5 protein-coding genes and 1 pseudogene are annotated in these 6000 nt (G+C 72.5%); 3 read left to right on the top strand and 3 right to left on the bottom strand.

Annotated features, from left to right (window positions below; translation table 11 throughout):
* Positions 1–11: 11 nt before the first annotated feature.
* Positions 12–866 (bottom strand): hypothetical protein, encoded by an 855-nt coding sequence (locus GT042_RS33690; RefSeq protein ID WP_161312480.1) that lies wholly within the window; start codon positions 864–866, stop codon positions 12–14.
* A gap of 156 nt (positions 867–1022) precedes the next feature.
* On the opposite strand from GT042_RS33690, the gene GT042_RS33695 reads away from it, so the two are divergent.
* Complete coding sequence (locus GT042_RS33695; RefSeq protein WP_161312481.1) at positions 1023–2354, top strand: histidine kinase; 1332 nt, start codon at positions 1023–1025, stop codon at positions 2352–2354.
* Between the two features lie 112 nt (positions 2355–2466).
* Here the strand turns inward: GT042_RS33695 and GT042_RS33700 are convergent, their stop codons facing one another.
* Together GT042_RS33700 and GT042_RS33705 are read right to left on the bottom strand one after the other, a co-directional pair.
* Positions 2467–2952: an SUKH-3 domain-containing protein gene (locus GT042_RS33700; RefSeq protein ID WP_161312482.1), complete on the bottom strand. Its 486-nt coding sequence runs from the start codon at positions 2950–2952 to the stop codon at positions 2467–2469.
* An 8-nt stretch (positions 2953–2960) separates the two neighbouring features.
* Complete coding sequence (locus GT042_RS33705; RefSeq protein ID WP_161312483.1) at positions 2961–3461, bottom strand: YwqJ-related putative deaminase; 501 nt, start codon at positions 3459–3461, stop codon at positions 2961–2963.
* A 310-nt stretch (positions 3462–3771) separates the two neighbouring features.
* Here GT042_RS33705 and GT042_RS33710 point away from each other — a divergent pair, with 310 nt between their 5' ends.
* Together GT042_RS33710 and GT042_RS38475 are read left to right on the top strand one after the other, a co-directional pair.
* On the top strand, positions 3772–4749 hold the full coding sequence (locus tag GT042_RS33710; protein WP_161312484.1) for an SMI1/KNR4 family protein: 978 nt from the start codon (positions 3772–3774) through the stop codon (positions 4747–4749).
* Between the two features lie 5 nt (positions 4750–4754).
* Positions 4755–6000, top strand: a pseudogene (locus GT042_RS38475) (hypothetical protein); the annotation flags it as partial.

Below are 6000 nucleotides of genomic sequence, written 5' to 3' on the forward strand. Positions count from 1 at the left end.
CAGACATTTGGCTAAGTCGTCGGCGTTGCACCTAACACTATGCCGTACCACCAGCCCTCGATGCGACGGTATAGGTCGGCACATTGCACGACCCGGACGCAAAAGCACCCCCGGTAGCCGTCCCCGACATTCTTCCGGTTGGTTTTGGGATTGTGCCTCTTCAGTGTGGTCTTGCCGAACGCCTGGACCTCGACGCCCGCGACGTCTGCCCAGAACTGCTCGGCGGCCCCCACGTCGGCCGACTCGTGGATCTGCACCTGGTAACGCAAGCGGTCCTTGCTGACGCCGAGCAGGTCGAGCCATGCCAGGAACACCCTGATCATGTTCGGATCGCTGTTGATGAACGAGACCCGCTCCTGCGGCCGGTGGGACTTGACCTTGGCTCCCTCCGCCCAGTAGAGCGCGACTCCGATCAGGAAGAGTTCACGCTCGGACAGGCTGCCTATCTCGGCCGTCGCCCGGCTCTTGGTCTGTTGCCGCTCCGCCTCACGCCGAGCCAGCGTCACCTCCCAGCCTCGCCGCCCGATCGCCGACGCCTCCTCGCGTGTGCGCTTGGGCGGCTTCGGCAGGTCTCGTACCCACAGGGAGATCGAGCTCTTCGAGCACCCCAGCTCCACCTGGATCCGGTCGTACGTGAGCCCCTGTGAGCGCAGCTCCCGCGCCTTCTCCCGCAGTTCGTCCTTGGCTCTCGGACGTTTCGTCCACTCCGGCGCGGGCTCGCCCCTGACCAGGCGGCCGAGGAGGTCATTGTTGTGGATCTTGAGGTGGTCTCGGATCTGCCGCAGGCTCAACCCCTCCCGCCGCAACGCCACCGCCCGCTCCCGAAGTCCTTCGAAGTCGGCATATTTGCTGTTCAGGGATGTCATGCGGGAAATCGTCGTACGGAATCACGGCTTCCGGCTCGAATGCACAGTCGATTCACCAGTTCGAGTGATCGCTCTCCATCTGTTGTGTCCCTCGTGCGGTCCAGCGCAATCCAGGACACAAGAAAATGAGTCGCGCCCGCCCGTAGGCTGGGAGACATGACCACAACGGGGGCACATCAGGACGCCGCGGGCCCGACCGCCCGCGGCTACTGGTGGTGGGAGCGTCGGCGGAGTGTTGTTCTGGATGTGGGGCTGGCCGGTGTGTCGGCCCTGGAGTGCGGGCTGGAGGGGGTCCGGTTCGCGGACACCGCCGTGCTGCCCGTACCGGTGGGAGTGGTGTTCGGCCTGCTGGCCGGCTCCGCGCTGCTCCTGCGACGGCGCTGGCCCGCCAGCGTGGTGCTCGTCTCGATCGCCGTGACCCCGGCGGAGATGGGCTTCCTGATGGCGGTCGTCGGGCTCTACACCCTCGCCGCCTCCGAGATACCGCGCCGCGTCATCGCCTCCCTGGCCGGGATGCAGCTGGCGGGGACGCTGATCGTCACGTTCGTACGGACCCGGCAGAGCGTCTCCGAGGGGGACTTCGACGCCGCCCGGTGGTACGTACCGCTCATCGCGATCATGATGTCCGTCGGGCTGACCGCCCCGCCCGTCCTCTTCGGCCTCTACGTCGGGGCCCGGCGGCGGCTGATGGAGAGCCTGCGGGAGCGGGCCGACAGCCTGGAGCAGGAGCTGTCGCTGCTGGCGGACCGGGCGGAGCAGCGCGCGGAGTGGGCGCGTACGGAGGAGCGGACCCGGATCGCCCGGGAGATGCACGACGTGGTGGCGCACCGGGTGAGCCTGATGGTGGTGCACGCGGCGGCGTTGCAGGCGGTGGCGCTCAAGGACCCGCCGAAGGCGGTGAAGAACGCGGCGCTGGTGGGCGACATGGGGCGCCAGGCGCTGACGGAGCTGCGCGAGATGCTCGGGGTGCTGCGGGCGGGTGAGCAGGTCGCGGCGCGCAAGGCCTCGGACACGGGTCCGGCGCTGACCGTGCCGCTGGCGGCGGTGGGGCTGGCTGCCGCCGCTGCCGCCGCGGCGGCGGCCGAGGACGGTCCTGGCATGGGGGACATCGAGGCGCTGGTGGGCCAGTCCCGGGAGACGGGGATGGTGGTGGAGCTGACGGTGCACGGCGAGTCGCGACCGTACGCGCCGGAGGTGGAGCAGACCGCGTACCGGGTGGTGCAGGAGGCGCTGACCAACGTCCTGAAGCACGCGGCGGGCGCGAAGGTGGTGGTACGGCTGGCGCATCGCGAGGCGGAGGTCGCGATGCAGGTGGAGAACGGCCCGTCGGACAGCGGCGCGCACGACGCGGGTCTGCCGAGCGGCGGCAACGGCCTGCTGGGGATGCGGGAGCGGGTGACGGCGCTGGGCGGGGTCTTCGTGTCGGGCGAGACGGACGCGGGGGGCTTCCGGGTGTCGGCGGTCCTGCCGTACCGGTCTGCGGCGTAGGGCGCTGCGCGCCCGGGGCGACCGGGTTGCCGCGGTTCAGTCGGCCGAGGGGGTTCTCGGTTGCGGCTGCCGCTCGTCCGTCCTGTTCACGGCTGCGGTGGTCGGTCCTCTGTCAGTTCTCCGTCAGGCGCGTGGGGAGTTTGCCCGCGATCAGCGTGGCCAGTGCCTGGTCGATGTCCGGGCCCAGGAACCAGTCGCCCGTGTGGTCGATGCTGTAGACCGCCCCGGTGTCGTCGATCGCCAGGACGCCCTGTCCGTCGTCCTCGCCCAGCGGGCTCATCCCGGTCTCCAGGGACCGTCCGAGGTCCGACAGGGTACGGGCCAGGTGGATGCCCGCCATGGGGTCGATGCGGAACGCCACGGGCGCTATCTGGCGGCCCGGGCCCGGCGCGGCGACCCGGAGGCCGCCGAACTCCGCCCAGGCCTCGACGGCGGCCGGGAACACCGCGTGGGTGTGCCCGGCGGGTGTGATGTGGGCGCGGAGCGTGTCTGCCCATTCCTCGGCCTGCTTTATGTCCCAGCGCCCCGGCTGCCAGCCGGCGTCGCGGAGCGCGGCGTCGATGGGCACGGGGAAGCGGGTGGTGGAGAGGTCGGGCACGGCGCGGCTCAGCCCTTCTGGGTGGGGTCGACGGGCTGCACGCCGAAGTGGGCGAGCATGGCCGTACAGGACCGGCACGGTGGTGCGTAACTGCCGTGCAGCGGGTCGCCGTCCTCCCGGATGCGACGGGCGGTCAGCTTGGCCTGCTTGAGGGAGCGGCGTGCCTCGCCGTGGGTGAGGGGCTTGCGCCTGGCCCGCTTGGAGCGGCCCTCCTCGGTGGCGGTGAGGTGGCGGGAGAGCAGGATCGCCTCGGGGCAGCGGCCGGTGAACCGTTCCCGCTGTCCGCTGGTGAGCGTGTCGAGGAAGTCCTGTACGAGCGGGTGCAGCGTCGGCGGCCTGTCGGCCTTGCCCGCGGTGCAGGTGAGGGTCTCGCCGCGCACGGTGAGCGCCGCCGCGACGGCGGGCAGGATGCCGTCGCGGCGCTGCCGGAGCGCGGGAGCCCGGTGCGGTTCCGTACTGCTCCAGCTGAGGCGTGGGTCGCCGGACGTGTCGGTCGGTGCTGTGTGCAAAGTGCTGTCCCTCCCGTGCCCGCGGCGGGAAGCCGCTGGTGTCACGCCCCCGTGTCGAGGGGACAGCCTGCCAAATGTGACGGGCCGTGGGAAAGCTGGGGCATGAATAGGGGCTTTCTGTCGGCGCTGGGTCACCTGGGCGTGACCGTTGGTCACGGGGCGGGGGAGGGTGCGGCCGGGGTGTGCGGGGGCCCGGGGCCGGGGGTCCGGCCGCGGCCCCGGAGCGTCTCGGTCCCCTCTTGCCCCACGGCATAGGCTGTCCGGACCAGGGCTGTGCTGAACCAGCCGGAAGCAGCAGGGGGCAACCGCCATGACGACAGGTCGGCTCGGGCAGCAAGCCGCGCCACCGAACGCGGCCTACGCCGGGCAGGTCGTGCATTTCCCGGACCCGGTCCGGGCGTCCCGCCACCCCGGGGGTGTGCGGGTGGACGAGGACGGCCGTCCGGATTTTGTGCCGTACGCGCGTGCCGCGGCGGAGATAGCGGACCCCCCGGAGGGGTTCGGCGTGGACGAACTGCGGCTCACGGACTACGTGTCGGCGAACGCCGCGCTGGCCGCCGCGGGCCACGAGCTGTGGGACACGGTCCCGGCGGTGGCCACACCGCACGGCTGGACCTGGCACCACACGCCGGGTTCGCGCCGGCTGGTGCTCGTGCCGGTCGAGGTGAAGGCCCTGTTGCGGCACCACGGGGGTCTGGCGACCGCGCGGGTGGATCACGCGAAGCGGGGGACGCGACCGCTCCAGGAGACGAGGCCCGGTCACTTCGGGCTGCCCAAGGGGGCGGTGTCGGTCACCGAGCAGAAGGTGCTGGGGGTCGAGGAGGATCTCGGCTACCGGCTGCCGGGCGCGTACCGCTCGTTCCTGAAGGCGGCGGGCGGTTGCGCGCCGGCCGGCGCGGCGCTCGACGCGGAGCTGGGGCTGTTGGTGGACCAGCCGTTCTTCACGGTGCGTGAGGAGGCGGCGTTCAACGACCTGGTGTACGTCAACAAGTGCCTGCGGGACCATCTGACGAAGGACTACCTGGCGGTGGGTTTCGTCCAGGGCGGCATCCTGGCGGTCAAGGTCCGGGGTGACCGGATCGGTTCGGTCTGGTTCTGCGCGTACGACGACGCCCGCGACCAGGACGGCTGGAGTGTCCAGGAGCGGGTGGAGCGGCTGTTGCTGCCGTGCGGGGACGACTTCGACGCCTTTCTGCTCCGCCTGGCGGGCAACCCGCCGGAGCTGGAGACGGTGGCGAACCTGATGGTGGACGGCGGCTTCGCCCGCGCCGTCCCGGTGGAGGGATGACCACGATGGTGACCTTCGCGCAGGCGCAGGAGCGCGCGGAAGAGTGGATCAACGGCGAGGTGCCCGGCTACCAGCAGCGTGAGGTGCGGGTACGGGAGTTCGAGCTGGGCTTCGTCGTCTGGGCGGAGGACCGCGAGGGCGGTCCGGTCTCGGACGGCGGGCGGCAGCGGCTGGTGATCGCCAGGGACAGCGGCGACGCGTCGCTCTGGCCGGCGCTGCCGGTCGGTGAGGTGATCCGGCGGTACGAGGAGGCGTACGGGGCGCCCCAGGACGCCGTACCCGCGCCGGAGGCGCCGCAGCGGATCGACCTGAATCAGACGTCGTTCCTGCTGACGCCGCCGGAGTGGCTCCAGGAGGCGGCGGACAGGCTGGGCATCCCGGACAGGCGTGAGGCTCCGTCGTCCTCGCCCTCTCCGGAGGACGCGCCGACGGATCTGGTACGGGGGTACGGGGCCGGCGCCCCCGGCAACGGCTCGCTGGGCGGCAACGAGTCGCTGGGGGGCGGTTCGCTGGGCGGCGGGGCGCCGCTGGCGGCGAGCGGGGGGTACGCCCCGACGGATGTCCTCCCCTCCGTCCCCTCCGGTTCGCCCGGGTCGACTCCGTGGGCCGGGACGGACACGAACGCGGCGGGGCCGGGCGGTTCCGTACGACCGGGCCCGCAGCCGCCCGTACCGCCCGGGGCGACGCCCTGGACGGGCACGGACACGAACGCGGCGAACGACGGTTCCGTACCACTGCCCCCCACGGTCTTCGCGCCGCCGCTCTCGGGCGCGGACGACGAGGACACCCCACCCCCGGGCCTGGCGGCGGACGCCCCGACGGCCCTGATGTCGAGCGGCAGCGGCCTCCCGAGGACGACGATCGCTCCGGCGGTGGAGGGGGCGGGGGGACACGCGGGTGTTGGCGGTTCCAGTGACGGTCCCGGGGTGGGACACGCGGGTCTTGGCGCGGGTCCGGCGGGGTCGGGCGCTGGTCCGCACGGTCCCGGGCATGCTTCCGGCGTGGGACACGGGGCTCCGGGCGGTCCCGGCGTGGGACACGGGGCTCAGGGCGGTCCTGGCGCGGGACACGACGCCGGTTCGGGCGCTCCTGGTCACGCTCCCGGTGTGGGACACGCGGGTGTTGGCGGGTCCGGCGCGGGCCACGAGGGTCCGGGCGCGGGCGCTTCGGCTCCCGGTACGGGTCCCGCAGGTGCGGGCACGGGGCCCGGCGCGGGGCACGGTTCTGGCGCGGGTCCAGTGGGGCCCGGCG

The sequence above is a fragment of the Streptomyces sp. SID3212 genome (assembly GCF_009865405.1).
Classification (GTDB): domain Bacteria; phylum Actinomycetota; class Actinomycetes; order Streptomycetales; family Streptomycetaceae; genus Streptomyces.

Coding starts and splice junctions, on each gene's coding strand:
- GT042_RS33690 (WP_161312480.1), bottom strand. CDS start 866: ATGACATCCCTGAACAGCAAATATGCCGACTTCGAAGGACTTCGGGAG.
- GT042_RS33695 (WP_161312481.1), top strand. CDS start 1,023: ATGACCACAACGGGGGCACATCAGGACGCCGCGGGCCCGACCGCCCGC.
- GT042_RS33710 (WP_161312484.1), top strand. CDS start 3,772: ATGACGACAGGTCGGCTCGGGCAGCAAGCCGCGCCACCGAACGCGGCC.